At 69.9% G+C, this 16,354-nt stretch carries 9 protein-coding genes and 7 pseudogenes; 13 read left to right on the top strand and 3 right to left on the bottom strand.

Annotation, left to right across the window (positions count from 1 at the left end):
* Positions 1 to 243: 243 nt before the first annotated feature.
* The 6 genes and pseudogenes from uvrA to glsA all read left to right on the top strand — a co-directional run bounded on the left by uvrA (position 244) and on the right by glsA (position 7,693).
* Positions 244 to 3,084 (top strand): annotated as a pseudogene (gene uvrA, locus G7085_RS02750) (excinuclease ABC subunit UvrA).
* A 353-nt stretch (positions 3,085 to 3,437) separates the two neighbouring features.
* Entirely contained in the window at positions 3,438 to 3,785 is a 348-nt protein-coding gene (locus tag G7085_RS02745) for a M17 family peptidase N-terminal domain-containing protein (RefSeq protein WP_197509888.1), read from the top strand.
* The gene (locus tag G7085_RS02740) at positions 3,779 to 3,931 is read left to right on the top strand and encodes a hypothetical protein (RefSeq protein WP_197509887.1); all 153 of its coding nucleotides are present in this window, start codon (positions 3,779 to 3,781) and stop codon (positions 3,929 to 3,931) included. Before G7085_RS02745 ends, G7085_RS02740 begins: the two co-directional genes overlap by 7 nt.
* Positions 3,932 to 3,995: 64 nt before the next feature.
* Positions 3,996 to 4,690: pseudogene (locus G7085_RS02730) on the top strand (leucyl aminopeptidase family protein).
* Between the two features lie 91 nt (positions 4,691 to 4,781).
* Positions 4,782 to 5,210, top strand: a complete 429-nt coding sequence (locus G7085_RS29200; protein WP_197509884.1) for an AbgT family transporter — start codon at positions 4,782 to 4,784, stop codon at positions 5,208 to 5,210.
* A gap of 35 nt (positions 5,211 to 5,245) precedes the next feature.
* Positions 5,246 to 7,693 carry a glutaminase A gene (gene glsA, locus G7085_RS29195; protein ID WP_331715431.1) on the top strand — a complete coding sequence of 816 codons (2,448 nt, stop codon included), beginning with the start codon at positions 5,246 to 5,248 and terminating at the stop codon, positions 7,691 to 7,693.
* On the opposite strand, the gene G7085_RS02715 is transcribed toward glsA, so the two are convergent.
* Positions 7,648 to 7,968, bottom strand: coding sequence for a hypothetical protein (locus G7085_RS02715; protein ID WP_197509882.1), 321 nt, complete (start codon positions 7,966 to 7,968; stop codon positions 7,648 to 7,650). The two genes, glsA and G7085_RS02715, sit on opposite strands and share 46 nt — an antisense overlap.
* Positions 7,969 to 8,038: 70 nt before the next feature.
* On the opposite strand from G7085_RS02715, the pseudogene uvrC reads away from it, so the two are divergent.
* The 5 genes and pseudogenes from uvrC (at position 8,039) to G7085_RS02695 (ending at position 11,949) form a co-directional block, all read left to right on the top strand.
* Positions 8,039 to 9,967, top strand: a pseudogene (uvrC, locus tag G7085_RS02710) (excinuclease ABC subunit UvrC).
* A 67-nt stretch (positions 9,968 to 10,034) separates the two neighbouring features.
* The gene (locus G7085_RS02705; protein ID WP_231979161.1) at positions 10,035 to 10,622 is read left to right on the top strand and encodes a biotin transporter BioY; all 588 of its coding nucleotides are present in this window, start codon (positions 10,035 to 10,037) and stop codon (positions 10,620 to 10,622) included.
* Between the two features lie 58 nt (positions 10,623 to 10,680).
* Positions 10,681 to 10,824: pseudogene (locus G7085_RS29190) on the top strand (ATP-binding cassette domain-containing protein); the annotation flags it as partial.
* A gap of 95 nt (positions 10,825 to 10,919) precedes the next feature.
* A pseudogene (locus tag G7085_RS31875) lies at positions 10,920 to 11,060 on the top strand (energy-coupling factor ABC transporter ATP-binding protein); the annotation flags it as partial.
* Between the two features lie 250 nt (positions 11,061 to 11,310).
* The gene (locus tag G7085_RS02695; protein WP_197509881.1) at positions 11,311 to 11,949 is read left to right on the top strand and encodes an energy-coupling factor transporter transmembrane component T family protein; all 639 of its coding nucleotides are present in this window, start codon (positions 11,311 to 11,313) and stop codon (positions 11,947 to 11,949) included.
* 7 nt (positions 11,950 to 11,956) lie between these two features.
* On the opposite strand, the gene G7085_RS02690 is transcribed toward G7085_RS02695, so the two are convergent.
* Positions 11,957 to 12,094 carry a hypothetical protein gene (locus tag G7085_RS02690; RefSeq protein WP_197509880.1) on the bottom strand — a complete coding sequence of 46 codons (138 nt, stop codon included), beginning with the start codon at positions 12,092 to 12,094 and terminating at the stop codon, positions 11,957 to 11,959.
* An 853-nt stretch (positions 12,095 to 12,947) separates the two neighbouring features.
* On the bottom strand, positions 12,948 to 14,402 hold the full coding sequence (locus tag G7085_RS02685) for a peptide MFS transporter (RefSeq protein WP_197509879.1): 1,455 nt from the start codon (positions 14,400 to 14,402) through the stop codon (positions 12,948 to 12,950).
* A 111-nt stretch (positions 14,403 to 14,513) separates the two neighbouring features.
* On the opposite strand from G7085_RS02685, the pseudogene rapZ reads away from it, so the two are divergent.
* Positions 14,514 to 15,387, top strand: a pseudogene (gene rapZ / locus G7085_RS02675) (RNase adapter RapZ).
* Positions 15,384 to 16,326 (top strand): annotated as a pseudogene (locus G7085_RS02670) (gluconeogenesis factor YvcK family protein). The pseudogenes rapZ and G7085_RS02670 overlap by 4 nt, the downstream one beginning before the upstream one ends.
* The last annotated feature ends 28 nt before the right edge of the window (positions 16,327 to 16,354 follow it).

The raw sequence follows: 16,354 nt of genomic DNA, 5'->3' as shown, positions 1-16,354 counted from the left end.
CGGTAGCCGGCTCGGCAGGTCCGAAATGCTATCGGGGTGTCCGAAAGTCCTGCCGCGGGTCGCGCCTGTGGACGGCCGTCCGGGGCGCAGGTCAGGCGGCATCCGAAGCCGCAGCGTCGGCCCGCGAGGGTGTCCGGTGTCCGAAAGTCCCGGGTCGGCGCCCCTGACGGATCCGCGCGGCGGGACCCCACCGGAACAATCGGACAAACGCCGGATTTCGAACCGTCGGTCCGCGCACGTACGATGGCGCTCGTGAATGATCGGCTCGTAGTACGTGGCGCCCGGGTGCACAACCTCAAGAACGTCTCCCTCGACCTGCCCCGTGACGCGCTCATCGTATTCACCGGGCTGAGTGGATCGGGCAAGTCGTCGCTTGCGTTCGACACCATCTTCGCCGAGGGCAGCGGCGCTACGTCGAGTCGCTCTCGGCCTACGCCCGCATGTTCCTCGGGCAGATGGACAAGCCCGACGTCGACTTCATCGAGGGCCTCTCGCCCGCGGTCAGCATCGACCAGAAGTCGACCAGCCGGAACCCGCGCTCGACGGTGGGCACCATCACCGAGGTCTTCGACTACCTGCGCCTCCTCTTCGCCCGCATCGGCGTGCCCCACTGCGAGCAGTGCGGTGCCGTCATCGGCCGCCAGACGCCGCAGCAGATCGTCGACCGACTGCTGGGCATGGAGGAGGGCACCCGCTTCCAGATCCTCGCCCCGCTCGTCCGCGGCCGCAAGGGCGAGCACGCCGAGGTGTTCCGGCAACTGCTCGGCGACGGCTACAGCCGCGTCCGCATCGACGGCGACACCCATCCGCTCACCGAACTTCCGACGCTCGACAAGAACCGCAAGCACAACATCGAGGTGGTCGTCGACCGCGCCGTCGTGCGCGCCTCGGCGAAGCAGCGGATCACCGAGTCCATCGAGACCGCCCTCAACCTTGCGGGCGGCGTGGTGATCGCCGACTTCGTCGACCTCGAGCCCGGTGACCCGGAGCGCGAGCGCCGCTTCTCCGAGAAGATGGGCTGCCCCAACGACCACGACGTCAACATCGACGAGCTCGAGCCCCGCCAGTTCTCGTTCAACGGCCCCTGGGGCGCCTGCCCCGAGTGCTCCGGCCTCGGAACGCTGCTCGATCCCGACCCCGAGCTCATCATCCCCGACGACGACCTGACCCTCGACGAGGGCGCCATCGCCCCGTGGACCACGCCCACGATCAAGTCGCACTACGAGCACGTCCTCACCTCGCTCGGCGAGGAGCACGGGTTCGACCTCTACACACCCTGGCGCGAGCTCAGCGCGTCGGTGCGCAAGCTGCTGCTGATGGGCGCAAAGGGCAACGTCGTGGTGAGCTACCGCAACCGCTTCGGTCGCGTCCGCTCCTTCTCACAGCGCTACGAGGGCGTCATCCCGTTCATCCGGCGCCGTCACGACGAGGCCGAGACCGACTCCGCCCGCGACCGGTGGGGCGGCTACATGCGCGAGATCAACTGCGCAGCCTGCGGGGAGCGCGCCTCAAGCCGGCCTCGCTCGGCGTGACGGTGGCGGGCCGCAACATCGCGCAGATCTCAGACCTGTCGATCGGTGAGGCTGCCGAGTTCCTGCACACCCTTCAGCTCACCGAACGCGAGGCCGCGATCGCGGCGAGGCTGGTCAAGGAGATCAACGCCCGGCTGAAGTTCCTGCTCGACGTCGGCCTCGACTACCTGACCCTCTCCCGGGGCGCCGGGACCCTCTCCGGCGGCGAGGCCCAGCGCATCCGTCTCGCCACCCAGATCGGATCCGGCCTCGTCGGCGTCCTCTACGTGCTCGACGAGCCCAGCATCGGCCTGCACCAGCGCGACAACCTGCGCCTCATCGAGACGCTGCACCACCTGCGGGACCTCGGCAACACGCTCATCGTCGTGGAGCACGATGAGGACACCATCCGCGCCTCCGACTGGGCCGTCGACATCGGCCCGGGCGCGGGCGAGGGCGGCGGCGAGGTGGTCGTCTCCGGCCCCGTCGAGGAGTTGCTCGCACATGAGGAGTCCCTGACCGGCGCCTACCTGTCGGGCCGGCTGAGCATCCCTGTGCCGGAGGTCCGCCGCCCCGGAAACGGCAACAGGATCGTGGTTCGCGGCGCCCGTGAGCACAACCTGCGCGGCATCGACGTGACGTTCAACCTCGGCCAGTTCATCGCCGTGTCCGGCGTCTCCGGATCCGGCAAGTCGTCGCTGGTCAACTCCATCCTGTACACCGCCGCGGCCAAGGCCATCTACAACTCCAAGGCCGTGCCGGGCAGGCACCGGAAGCTGGAGGGCCTCGAGCACATCGACAAGGTGATCCAGGTCGACCAGTCGCCGATCGGCCGCACCCCACGCTCCAACCCGGCCACCTACACAGGCGTCTTCGACAAGATCCGCAACCTGTTCGCGCAGACGCCGGAGGCGAAGGTGCGCGGCTACCAGCCGGGCCGGTTCTCCTTCAACGTCAAGGGCGGCCGCTGCGAGAACTGCATGGGCGACGGCACCATCAAGATCGAGATGAACTTCCTGCCCGACGTGTACGTGCCCTGCGAGGTGTGTCACGGCGCCCGCTACAACCGCGAGACGCTCGAGGTGCACTACAAGGGGAAGACGATCGCCGAGGTGCTCGACATGCCCATCTCGGAGGCCGTCGAGTTCTTCGCGCCGATCTCTTCGATCGCCCGCTACCTGCGGACGTTGACGGAGGTCGGCCTCGGCTACGTGCGCCTCGGGCAGCCGGCCACCACCCTCTCCGGGGTGAGGCGCAGCGGGTGAAGCTGTCGGCGGAGCTCCAGAAGCGTTCCACCGGCCGCACCCTCTACGTGCTCGACGAGCCCACCACGGGCCTGCACTTCGAGGACATCCGCAGGCTGCTCGCCGTGCTGCAGCGTCTGGTCGACGCGGGCAACACCGTCGTGACCATCGAGCACAACCTCGACGTGATCAAGTCGGCCGACTGGGTGATCGACATGGGCCCCGACGGCGGATCCCGCGGCGGCACCGTGGTGGCCACCGGCACCCCGGAGGACATCGCCGCCAACGCGGGGTCGGCGACCGGACGGTTCCTGCGCCACCTCCTGTGACGTCGGGGGCGACCCTTCCCGGGAACCCGCCAAACCCCGAACCGCCTGCGCCGGAATCCTCCCGTGCGGGGCGGCGATGCCGTAGCGTCGCCCCCACAAGCGGATCACGCCGTTCAAGGGGGAGAACCCATGTCGCACGCAGCCCCGTATCCCGCCTTCTCGCTCCCCGTCAGGGACCTCGCCGTCACGGTGGGCCGGGAACCCGCCGACGTGGGCGCGGTCGGCCTGATCGTCTTCGCCGGGGATGCCCCGCCGGATGCGACGGGGATCGGCGCCGACCGGGCCGCGGCCCTCGGCTTCGCCACCACCGTGGGATCGACCCTGACGCTGGTGGCCGGCGACGGCCCGTCACGGTGCTCCTCGGCGGCGGGGACCGGGCCGCCCTCGACACGACCGCGCTGCGCGACATCGCGGCGCACCTCGCCCGCGCCGTCCCGAAGCAGGAGCGACTCGCCCTGCGGCTGCCCGCCACGGACGTGCCCGTCGCCGACGCCGTCGCCGCCGTCATCGAGGGCGCGGCCCTCGCCCGCTACGTCTACCGCATCGGCGAGGACGGGTTGGACGCCCGGCTGACGGCCCTCGAGGTGCTCTGCGACGCCGACGACGACGAAGCCGCCACCGCCGCGATCCCGCGTGGGCTCGCCACCGTCCGGGCCGCCAAGCTGGCCCGCGACCTCGGCGGCACCCCGGCGGCATGCTGACGGCCACCCGCTTCGGCGAGGTCGCCCTCGACCTGGGCGTAAAGGCGGGCCTCGAGGTCACCGTGGTCGGGGAGGCCGAGCTGGTCGAGCTGGGCTGCGGTGGGCTGCTCGGCATCAACCTGGGAAGCGTGGAGCCCCGGCGATGATCAAGCTGGTCTACCGACCCGAGGGGAGCCCACCGGGAAGCTGGCGCTCGTCGGCAAGGGCATCATGTACGACGCCGGCGGCCTCGCGCTGAAGCCCGGCGACGAGGTGCACGCCGTGATGAAGAACGACATGTCCGGGCGGGGGCGATCTTCGCCGCCATGACGGTGCTGAGGGAGCTCGGTTGCCGCGCCCAGGTGACCGGTTTCCTGATGTGCACCGACAACATGCCCTCGGGTTCGGCGCTGCGGCTCGGCGACATCGTCGTGATGCGGGGAGGGAAGACCGTCGAGGTCATCAACACCGATGCCGAGGGCCGGATGGTGATGGGCGACGCCCTGGTGCTGGCGACGGAGGAGCCCGTCGATGCCATCGTGGACGTCGCCACCCTCACCGGCGCTGCGATGCGCACCCTTGGCACCGAGATCGCCGCGGTGCTCGGCAACGACGCGGCCCTGATCGACCGGGTGAAGGCATCGGCCGAGCGGGTCGACGAGCCGGTCTGGGAGTTGCCGCTCGCGCACCGCTACCGCCGTGAGCTCGACTCGCCGATCGCGGACCTGCGCAACATGGGCGGCGCCAACGCGGGCTCCATCACCGCGGCCCTCTTCCTCGAGGAGTTCGTGGACGGCAGGCCGTGGGCCCACATCGACATCGCCGGCACCGCCCAGTCGTGGAGCGCGGCCGGTTGGCGCAACCACGGCACCACCGGGTTCGGTGCCCGCCTGCTCATCGACCTCGCGCTGAACTTCAGCGCCTGACCTTCCGGAGGCCACCGTGAGCGCAGAATCCGCAGAATCCGCAGACTCCGCGGCAGCGGTCTCGGAGCAACCGAAGGGACTCCTGGGCGCCGTGGAACGGATCGGCAACAAGGTGCCCCACCCCGTCCTGATGTTCGGCTACCTCATCGTGTTCGTCATCGTCCTGTCGTGGGCGCTCAGCCTCGCCGGGGTCAGCATCACCGAGCAGGTGGCCGTCCCCGTCGAGACTCCGGCGGGCGACTACGACTACTACGAGGACACCACGCAGCCGGGCTATCCGAACGCGACGCCGCCCTACGAGGAGGACTGGGAGATCGTGGAGGAGACGGTCGCGATCAACAGCCTGCTCTCGGCGGACGGCATCCGGTTCATCTTCTCGTCGTTCGTCAGCAACTTCGCCGGGTTCGGGGTCGTCGCCGTCACGTTCGTCGCGATGATGGGCGCGGGCGTCGCCGAGGAGTCGGGGCTGCTCGGCTCCCTGATCCGTAAGCTCGTCGGCTCCGCCCGAAGTGGGCGCTGACCTTCATCCTGATCCTGGTGGGCGTGATCTCGTCGGTGGCGTCAGACGCCGGCTACCTGATCCTCATCCCGCTCGCGGCGGCCGCGTTCGCGAGCGTCGGCAGGCATCCGCTCGCGGGCCTCGCGTCCGGTTTCGCGGGCGTCGCGGCCATCTTCATGGTCAACATCTCCCTGACGCCGACCGACGCCATGATCACCGAGATCGCCAACGAGTCGCTCGCCCTGGCCGGCGGGGAACCGATCTCGATCGTGGCGAACTACTTCTTCATGGTCGCCTCGTCGATCATCATGGCGCTCGTGGCGGCAGTGGTGACGGAGAAGATCGTCGAGCCGCGGCTCGGCCCGTGGGTGCCCGAGGGCGCCGTGGCGCACGCCGAGGAGGGCGACATCGACAAGGTCGCCGACCGGCGCGGCAGCCGGTTCGCGCTGATCGGGTTCCTGATCATCCTCGCCATCGTCGCGCTCGCCACCTTCCTGCCGGGCGCGCCGCTGCGCGACCCGGAGACCGGTGACATCATCGGCAACACACCGTTCATGGACTCGCTGCTGTTCATCATCATGCTCGCGTTCCTCGTCTCCGGCGTCTGCTACGGCATCGGTGCGGGGACGATGAAGGGCAGCGGCGACGTCATCGCGGCCATCACGAAGACCTTCGCCGGTCTCGGCGGCATGGTGCTGATGCTGCTGATGATCGCCCAGTTCATCGCCTACTTCAACTGGACCAACCTGCCCCGCGTCATCGCCGGATCGCTCGCGGAGCTGCTCGAGCAGGCCGACATCGGTGCCATCCCGCTGCTCATCGGGTTCATCCTCGTGATCGTCGTGCTGGACTTCATCATGCCGGGCTCGCTCCCGAAGTGGGCCATCTTCGCGCCCATCTTCGTGCCGCTGTTCATGCGCCTCGGGGTCGCCCCGCAGACGCTGCTCGCCGCCTACCGGGTGGCCGACTCGCCCGTCAACGCGCTGACGCCGCTGATGGTCTACCTGCCGTTCATCGTCACCGTCGCCCAGCGCTACGTGAAGAAGGCCGGCATCGGCACCATCGTCGCGCTGATGCTTCCGTACTCGGGGCCATCCTCGTGGTCTGGGTCGTGCTGTTCATCGCCTGGTTCGCGCTCGGCATCCCGCTCGGCCCGGCTACCCGCCGAGCGTGCCATGACGTCTCTCCCCGAACCCGTCGAGGCCTTCGTCTCGACCGGATCGCTCCCTGCGGCGGCCGAGGTCGAGCGGATCCTCGCGGAGGTCCACGGGCTCTACCGCGGGGTCGCCGACGGTGAGCCGTCGCGGGTCTACCCGGCCCTGGAACGGGTCGCTCCCGATCTGTTCGGCATCTGTGTGGTCTCGGTCGGCGGCCGGGTGTTCGGCGTCGGCGACACCGACCACAGGTTCACCCTGATGAGCGTCGCCAAGCCGTTCGTGTTCGCGCTCGCCTGCGCAACGGTGGGCGCCGACACCGCCCGCCGGCTGCTCGGCGTCAACGCGACCGGCCTGCCCTTCAACTCCGTCTCCGCGGTGGAGCGCGCCGCGGACGGCCGAACCAACCCGATGGTCAACCCCGGGGCCATCGCCACCAGCAGCCTCGCGCCGGGCGATGGTAGGGAGAAATGGGAGGCCATCCGCGCCACCCTCTCCGCCTTTGCCGGGCGGCAACTCGCGATCGACGAGGAGGTCTACGCGTCGGCCAGCGCGACCAACCACGTCAACCGGGCCGCCGTGAACCTGCTGCACAGCAGGGGCGCGCTCGGCTGCGACCCCGACCTCGCGCTCGACCTCTACACCCGGCAGAGCTGCCTCCAGGTGACCGCGGTCGACCTGGCGACCATGGGTGCGACGTTGGCCGACGGCGGTGTCAACCCCGTCACCGGGGAGCGGGTCATCGATCGGGACCTGTGCCACCCCGTGCTGGCCGTGATGCTGACCGCCGGCCTGTACGAGACGTCCGGCGACTGGCTCTACGAGGTGGGGTTGCCCGGCAAGAGCGGCATCGGCGGCGGCATCGTCACGATCTCCCCGGGAAAGGGAGGCCTCGCGACGTTCGCCCCGCCCTGGACGCGGCGGGCAACAGCGTGCGCGGCCAACTGGTCGCCCGGCACCTGGCCCGCAGCCTCGGCCTGGACCTCCTGCAGTCGCGGGAGGCGTGACGCGTCAGCTGGGGATCATGGGGCGCAGCGACTCCGGGGCGATCCGCTTCGGCAGCGACCGGCCGGCGAGGTAGGCGAGCAGCCCGAGGGCGATGAACGGCAGCGCCCGCAGGAACATCGAGAACCAGCCGTTGGCCACGACATCCATGTCGGCCATCGCGAACACCACGACACCGTCGTTGCCGCCCTCACACTGCACGGTGTACCTGCCCTTGACGGCGTCGAAGGCGGGCACCTGCAGGTTGCTGCGCGGCACCGTCTCCTGGACGAGATCCAGTTGGACGCCGTCCAACGTCGTCACCGTGCAGACGGGGCGGGGGCGTTGGTCCGTGTGATGGCGTAGCGGCCGTCGGCGGAGAGCGAGATCGACCCGGACGCGCCCGGCGGGTGCCGCTGCGCGAGCCAGTGTCCCGCGATCGTGTTCTGCGACCCGAGAACAAGTGCCGCACCCAGCGCGATGAGCCCCACGGCCACGACATGGCAGGCGATGGCCACCATCAGCGCCCACCTCTTCCTCCTGCGGAAGACGGCGAGTTCCTCGCGGTAACGCCGGACGTAGCCCTCGGACGGGTGCGGCTCGCCAGGAACCGTCTGGTGCAGGATCCCGTGCTCGTTCATGGGACAACGCTACCGTGGCGGGCCCCGCACGCACCTGCGGCGAGGGCTTTCCCCGTCGCACCCGCCGCCTATGATCGGGAGACATGGCCGACCCGCGACGTACCGCCCGAGCCCCGGAAGCATCCCCACCGATCCCGGGGTGTACCGGTTCTTCGACGCGTTCGGCAACGTGATCTACGTCGGCAAGGCCAAGAGCCTGCGCCAGCGCCTCAACTCCTACTTCGCCGACCCGGCCGGCCTCCACTTCCGCACCCAGACGATGGTGCGCACGGCGGCGAAGGTCGAGTGGACGGTGGTGGCCACCGAGCTCGAGGCGCTCCAGTTGGAGTACACCTGGATCCAGCAGTTCGACCCGCGCTTCAACGTGAAGTACCGCGACGACAAGTCGTACCCGTGGCTGGCCGTCACGATGGCCGAGGAATACCCCGCGTCTTCGTCGGGCGGGGCGCCAAGAAGCGCGGCACCCGGTACTTCGGCCCGTTCGGACAGGCGTGGGCGATCCGCGAGACGGTCGACCTGCTGCTGCGCGTGTTCCCGATGCGGTCGTGCTCGCAGGGCGTGTTCAACCGGGCCAGGTCGTCGGGGCGCGCCTGCCTGCTGGGTGACATCGGCAAGTGCTCGGCACCCTGCGTCGGACGGGTGAGCGCAGAGGAGCACCGCGACATCGCGGAGGACTTCTGCTCGTTCATGGCGGGCAACACCGGCGGCATCATCGGGCGCATCGAGCGGGCCATGTACGAGGCCTCCGCCGAGATGAACTTCGAGCGGGCCGCCGTGTTGCGCGACTCGCTGGTCGCGCTCAGGCGCGTGCAGGAGAAGAACTCGGTCGTGCTGAGCGACGGGCTCCGCGCCGACGTCGTGGGGCTCGCCGACGACGGCCAGCAGGTCGCCGTCCAGGCCTTCCACGTCGTCGACGGCCGCATCCTCGGCGAGCGCGGCTGGATCGCCGACCGTTCCGACGACCGGCCCCTCACCGAGCTCCTGGAGGCGTTCCTCGAGCAGCTCTACACCGACGACCTCGAGATCCCCCGCACATCTTCGCCTCCGTCGAGGCGGAGGACACCGTCGCGGCCGACCTGACGGCGCGACGCGGCAGCAACGTGACCATCAAGGTACCGCTGCGCGGCGAGAAGCGGGCGCTGCTCGACACCGTGGTGCGGAACGCGGAGCTGGCGCTCAGCCAGGCGAAGCTGAAGCGCTCCACGGACCTCACCACCCGCAACGCCGCCCTCGAGGAGGTGGCCGGCGCCCTCGACCTGACCGAGCCGCCGCTGCGGATCGAGTGCTACGACATCTCGCACACCATGGGCACCGAGGTGGTGGGCTCCATGGTGGTGTTCGAGGACGGGCTGCCCCGCAAGAGCGAGTACCGCCGCTTCATCATCAAGGGCTTCGAGGGCAGCAACGACGTGGCGGCTATCAAGGAGGTGCTGACGCGACGGCTCCGCAGGCTGGTCGACGAACGGACCTCCGACGTGCTGGTCGACGCCACCACCGGCGAGGCCGCGAAGTTCGCCTACGCGCCGGCGCTGATCGTGGTCGACGGCGGCCAGCCGCAGGTCAACGCCGCGGCCGAGGTGCTGCGCGAGTTCGGCCTCGAGACCGAGATCGCTCTCTGCGGGCTCGCGAAGCGGCTCGAGGAGGTGTGGCTGGCGGGGGAGGACTACCCGGTGATCCTGCCGCGCGCCTCCGAGGGTCTCTACCTGCTGCAGCGGCTCCGTGACGAGGCCCACCGGTTCGCCATCACCCACCACCGGTCGCGGCGGGCCAGGACCGTCGTGGAGTCGGTGCTCGATGGGGTGCCCGGCCTGGGGGAGCTGCGCAGGAAGGCGCTTCTGAAGTACTTCGGTTCCATGCGCAAGCTCCGCAGCGCCACCGAGGAGGAGATCGCGGAGGTGCCGGGCTTCGGCCCGACGCTGGCGGCAGCGGTGAAGGCCGCGGTCGCCGACACCGGGGCGAGGCCATCAACCTCACCACCGGCGAGGTGACCGAGCTCTGAACACACCCGATTTGAACAGTGTTCAAACGGGATGCTTAGATGAACGGGTCCGACCCGAGGAGAACCCATGACCACGCAGAGCGCCACCCGAGGCCAGGCCGTCGCGCCCATGGACCTGGCATATGTCGCCGTCTTCGCCGCCCTCATCGCGGCCATGTCGCTCACGCCCGCCATCCCGGTGGCCGGGCTCGCGGCCCCGATCACCCTGCAGACGCTCGCCGTCATGCTCGCAGGCCTCTGCCTCGGCGCCTGGCGTGGCGCGGCGGCCGTCGCCCTGTACCTGCTCGTCGGGCTGGCAGGCCTGCCAGTGTTCGCGGGTGGCAAGGCGGGCATCGCGGCATTCGTCGGCCCCACCGGTGGGTACCTCGTCGCCTTCATCGTCTCCGCGTTCCTCATCGGGCTTGCCGCGCAGCGCATCGTGCGCAGCACCTCCAGGCTCCGCTTCGTGTGGCTGCTGGTGGCGTGCCTCGTGACGCGCGTCGTCGTGATCTGGCCGCTCGGCGTCCTCGGCATGGCCCGCGCCCTCGGCAAGCCCGCCTCAGCGCTGTGGGCCGCCGACCTCGTGTTCTGGCCCGGAGATGTGATCAAGGCCGTCATCGCCTGCCTGATCGCCGTCGCGGTGCACAAGGCGTTCCCGAGGCTGCTCGGACGATGATCAGGCTGCACGACGTCTCGGTGAGCGTCCCGCCATCGGCGGGGTCGGCCCCGACCGCGTGCTGCTCGACTCCGTCTCGCTCGACCTCACCGAGCGGCGGATCGCGGTGATCGGCGCCAACGGCTCCGGCAAGTCGACCCTGCTGCGGCTGTTCAACGGGCTCCGCGAGCCGACGTCCGGCCGGGTCGAGGTGGGCGGCCGCGACACGGTCAGGGAGGCGAAGGCCGTCCGGCGCGCGGTCGGCTTCGTGTTCACCGATCCGCTCGCCCAGCTTCTGATGCCGACCCCATCGAGGACGTGGAACTCAGCCTCCGCTCCCGCATCCGCGACCGGGCGGAGCGCTCGGCCGCCGCCCGGCGGCTGCTCGACGAGCGCGGCATCGGCAAGGTGGCGCACCAGAGCATCTACGACCTCAGCGGCGGTGAGCGGCAACTGGTGGCCCTCACCAGCGTCCTCGCCGTCCAGCCCGAGGTGATCGTGGCGGACGAACCCACCACGCTGCTCGACCTGCGCAACAAGACGATGCTGCGCGAGGTGTTCGACGCCCTGCCGCAGCAGGTGATCTTCTCCACCCACGACCTCGACTTCGCCCGCGGCGCCGACCGGGCCGTCGTCATCGACGGCGGCCGCGTGCTCGCGGACGGAACCCCGGACGAGGCGATCGCCGTCTACGAGGGGCGATGGCGCGGTGAACGCGCACACCAGCCTGTTCGGCACGTTCGAGCCGGGGCCCGGCTGGCTGTTCCGCGTGCCTGTCGGCTGGAAGTACGCGCTGATGCTCGCCGTCGCGCTGCCGCCGCTGTTCATCTGGCAATGGTGGGCGACGCTGGCGGCCCTCAGCCTGGCCGTCGGCTGCCTCGCGACCTCGGGCATCGGGCTGAGGCGCATCTTCTCGCTCGGCTGGTACCTGTGGGCCCTGCTCGCCGTGATGGCGGTCTACCAGCTCACCGCGACACTGTTCGAGGATGCGTTCATCTCGCCGGGCAACGTGTTGGCCGCGGTGCTCGGGGCGCGCATCCTGACGCTGACGTCGTCGACCCCGGACCTGATGGACGCCCTGTCGACGGCGCTGCGGCCCCTGCGGCTCGTGCGCGTCAACCCCGACGCGGTGACGCTGATGGTGGCCCTGATGGTGCGGTCGATCCCGTACCTTGCCGGGTCGCTGCAGGACGCCCGCGACGCGGCCCGCGCCCGCTGCTCCGAGCGCAACCCCGTCTTCCTGCTCACCCCCGCCGTCGTCGGCTCGGTCGCCTACGCGCAGCGCACCGGTGAGGCGCTGCACGCCCGCGGGCTGCCCGAGGAACTGGACGTCACCGCCGACGACTGAGGCGCCGTCAGGCGGGCCGGGACTCCAGCGGCCGGGCCCAGTCGGGCGCCGACGCGTGCCCCACGACCACCACGTCCAACCCCGGCACCAGCGCAAGCGTGCGGCTGACGGCGTCGCCGATCCACCGCCGGTCGTTCCCGAACACGCCCCGCCGACGCTGGTCAGGAACACCGTGCGGGAGGCGGGGTTGAGGCGGGCGGCAAGCAGGGTGGCCTCGTAGGTGGCCTCGAGCACCAGCCGCGCGAACGGCTCCCAGCCGGGATGGTGGGGGTCGGAACCGTAGGCTACGGGGAGCGCGGAGCAGTAGGCCTGCGAGACGAGGTGCCCGGCGTCGGTCACCTCCGCGTCAGAGACGAGCCCGATCCGCAGGTGTGACCTGAGGTCGTCGCGGCCCTCGTCGTCCAGGTCGCCCAGCCGGGTGGCGATCGCCGACAGGCCCTCCGGGTGGCAGAGGGCGTAGCCGTTGCGCATCTCCCACAGTCGGGGCACGGGGAGCCCGGTCGCCTCCGAGAGGGCGGCTCCGAGGTCGGCCAACGCGTCGACCTGCCGGTCGCGGGTCTGGCCGGTGCCGCCGTCGACGGGCATCAGATAGTTGCGCCAGATGGTGGCGGCCCGACCGCGACGGCGCAGGCGGGCCCCTGCGTGTGGTCGGCCTCGTAGCGGGCGACGCCGTCATCGGGTGTGACGTCGGGGAGATCATCTCGAGCAGGTTGAACTGCGACGCGGCCTGGAACAGCGCGCCCGCGTTGGCGGGGTCCCGGTGGAGAGCGGCGACGTCGCCGACGGTGGTGCGCATCGTCGACGACGCCTCGTCCGGATGTGGTTGTCGTGAGCGCAACTCGCCCAGGCTCACCAGTTCCGTGCGGCCCACCCGGGGTCGGTGCGGGGAATGGTCCGAGACGAGGGCCCCGTCCACGACGCGCACCCTCCGGCGCACCTCGGTCGGGCCGACCGACTCGTCGAATCCGACCAGGCGGGTGAACCAGGACTGCATGGTCCTACCGTACGCCGCGCATCATCTTCAGGATCCAGCGGTTCAGCACGACCATGATCAGCGCGACGACGATGGAGGCGCCGCCGATGATCAGGAAGTACGGCACCTCATTCGTCTCGTCGTAGAACCCGGCCATGGTGCCGGCCATCGAGGAGCCGAGCGCCACCGACAGGAAGAACAGCGCGATCATCTGTGTGTGGAACGCCTTCGGCGCCAGTTTGGTCGAAAGGGACTGGCCCACCGGGCTCAGGAACAGCTCGGCCATCGTGAAGAAGAACAGGATGAGCACGATCCACAGCAGCGGCGTCGAGTTGGCCTCCCCGTTGGCGAACGGGATGAACAGCAGGAACGCGGCGCCCATCAGGAACGTGCCGGCCGCGAACTTCAGCGGGGTGCTCGGCTGACGGTCGCCCAGCTTCGTCCACATCGCGGCGAACACGCCGGCGAAGATGATGATGAACACCGGGTTGATCGAGTTGACCCACGCGGGGCTCATCTCGAAGCCGAACAGGTTGCGGTCGAGGCGCTTGTCGGAGTAGACGGCGAGCACGGTGAACTGCTGCTGGAAGAGGCTCCAGAAGGTGGCGCTCGCCAGGAACATCGGGATGAACGAGATCACCCGGGAGCGCTCGTCGGAGGTGATCTTCTTCGACGTCAGGATGACGGCGAACAGCACGACAGCGGTGACCGCCGTCACGACGGTGACGATGTTGGCCAGGTGCTCCACAGGGAGCAGACCGAACGCGGCGAGCAGCGCGATGAGGGCCACGGCGACGATCGCGCCGACGATGTAGAGCATCCGCTTCTCGGCGGGAAGCGGGTTCGTCGGCTCCTTGCCGATGTCACCGATGGTGCGGCGACGCAGCAGCACGTACTGGATGAGGCCGAGCCCCATGCCGACGGCCGCGGCGGCGAAGCCCCAGTGGAAGCCCTTCATGCCCCACAGCCAGCCTGTCAGCAGCGGGCCGATCAGGGCGCCGAGGTTGACGCCCATGTAGTAGATCGAGAAGCCGGCGTCGCGGCGGTTGTCGTCGCCGGTGTACATCTCGCCGAGCACCGAGGACGTGGTCGCCTTCAGGGTGCCCGCGCCGACGGCCACGCAGATCAGGCCGATGCCGACGCCGATGAGGCCCGGCACGGCGGCGAGTGCGATGTGGCCGCACATGATGAGGATGGCGCCGTAGAACAGCGTGCGCTCCGAGCCGAGCAGGCGGTCGGCGATCCAGGCGCCGAGCACGGCCGACAGGTACACGAGGCCGCCGTAGGCGCCGACGATCGAGACGGCCGCGGCCTCGGTGAGCCCGAGGCCGCCGTCGGTGACGGAGTAGTAGAGGTAGAACGCGAGGATTGCCTGCATGCCGTAGAAGCTGAATCGCTCCCACATCTCCACGCCTGCCAGGTTCCAGAGGCCTGATGGGTGTCCCTTTCGGGCCTCGACGGTTATCTGGTCGGAATTCATGCCTGAATCCTGCCACTTCCCGGCGCAAAACCCCTATACTTCCCCAGGTTCGCTGAGCGGACGGGGTGTGGTAATCGCGCACGTGCCGCGGGGGTCGTCGCCGGCGAGGCTATAGGGTTGCCCCATGACCGACGCCCCCTCGAGATCGCACTGATCACCGGCCTCTCCGGTGCCGGGCGTCGCACCGCCGCGCACGCGATGGAGGATCTCGGCTGGTACGTCGTCGACAACCTGCCCCCGTGCTCATCGCCACGCTCGCCGCCACGATGCGACAGGATCAGGTGGACCGGCTGGCCATCGTCGTCGACGTGCGCTCCCGCGAGCAGTTCGAGCAGTTGCCGCAGGCCCTCGCCGCAGTGAAGGCGCAGGGCGACCAGGTGACCAGCGTCTTCCTCGAGGCGTCCGACGACGTCATCGTCCAGCGCCAGGAGTCGAACCGGCGTCCCCTTCCGCTGCAGGGCGGCGATCGGCTGATCGAGGGCATCGAGCGTGAGCGGAGGCTGCTGGCCGATCTGCGCGCCGGGGCGGACATCGTCGTGGACACCACCCGGCTGTCCGCCCGTCAACTCGTCCAGCGGATCGCGAACCACTTCGGTGACGAGGCGGCGGACAAGCTGAAGATCTCGATCATCTCGTTCGGGTTCAAGAACGGGGTGCCGATCGACGCCGACATGGTCTTCGACGTCCGGTTCCTGCCCAACCCGTTCTGGATTCCGGAGCTGCGCCCCAAGTCCGGCCTCAGCCGTGACGTCGCCCAGTATGTGCTCAAGCACGAGGCCGCGCAGAAGTTCCAGGAACACATGATCGAACTGCTCGAGACGGTGACCCCCGGGTACCTCGCCGAGGGCAAGAGGCAGGTGACCGTCGCCATCGGCTGCACCGGCGGGAAGCACCGTTCAACCTCGATGAGTGAGGAGTTGTCGACGCGGCTGCGGGACAGGGGTTCCCCACCACGGTGCTGCACCGGGATCTGGGGAAGGAATGACCCTCCACCGCCTCCCGAAGATCGTCGCGCTCGGCGGCGGTCACGGCCTCTCCGCCTCGCTCAGCGCCCTGCGCCGGGTGACCGACCAGCTCACCGCCGTCGTGACGGTCGCCGACGACGGCGGCTCGTCGGGTCGGCTCCGTGACGAGTTCCACATCCTCCCGCCCGGCGACCTGCGGATGGCGCTGGCCGCGCTCTGCTCCGACGACCACGTCGGCCGCACCTGGGCGAGCGTGCTGCAGTCGCGGTTCAAGGGCGAGGGCCCCTGGCGGGGCACGCCGTCGGCAACCTGCTCATCGCGGGCTCTGGCAGGAGTTCGACGACCCCGTCGAGGGCCTCGACATGGTCGGCGACCTCCTGCGGACCCGCGGCCGGGTGCTGCCCATGAGCTCGGTGCCGCTCGAGATCGAGGCCGACGTCCTCGGGCTCGACCCGCTCGCCCCCGATGAGCTGTGCACGTTGAGCGGGCAGGCCACCGTCGCCAAGTCGCGGGCCACGGTGCAGAGCATCCGCCTCATCCCGAGGCTCCCCCGCCGGCCCGAGGCCGTCACGGCGATCATGGAGGCCGACAACGTCGTGCTCGGGCCCGGTTCCTGGTTCACGAGCGTGATCCCGCACCTGCTGGTGCCCGACCTGGCCGAGGCGATCCTCACCACGCAGGCGCGCCGCATCCTCGTGCTCAACATCGCGCCGGCCGACGAGACCGACGGGTTCACCGCGTCGCGGCACATCGAACTGCTCGCCGAGCACGCCCCGACTCTGCGGCTCGACGTCGTCATCGCCGATCAGCGGTTCGCCGAGACCGACCGGCACCTCGAGGGATTCGTCGCCTCGCTGGGTGGGCGACTCGTGCGCGCAGACCTCGCGGTGCGCGGTGGAGCGGCACTGCATGACACCAACCGGTTGGCCGCGGTGTTCAGCGAGGTTGTCAACGCCTGATCGGAGACGCGCCGGTGTGGCAGACTTC

This window comes from Tessaracoccus coleopterorum (assembly GCF_011174705.1).
Classification (GTDB): domain Bacteria; phylum Actinomycetota; class Actinomycetes; order Propionibacteriales; family Propionibacteriaceae; genus Arachnia; species Arachnia coleopterorum.
This window is presented reverse-complemented; position numbering and strand designations above follow the sequence as displayed.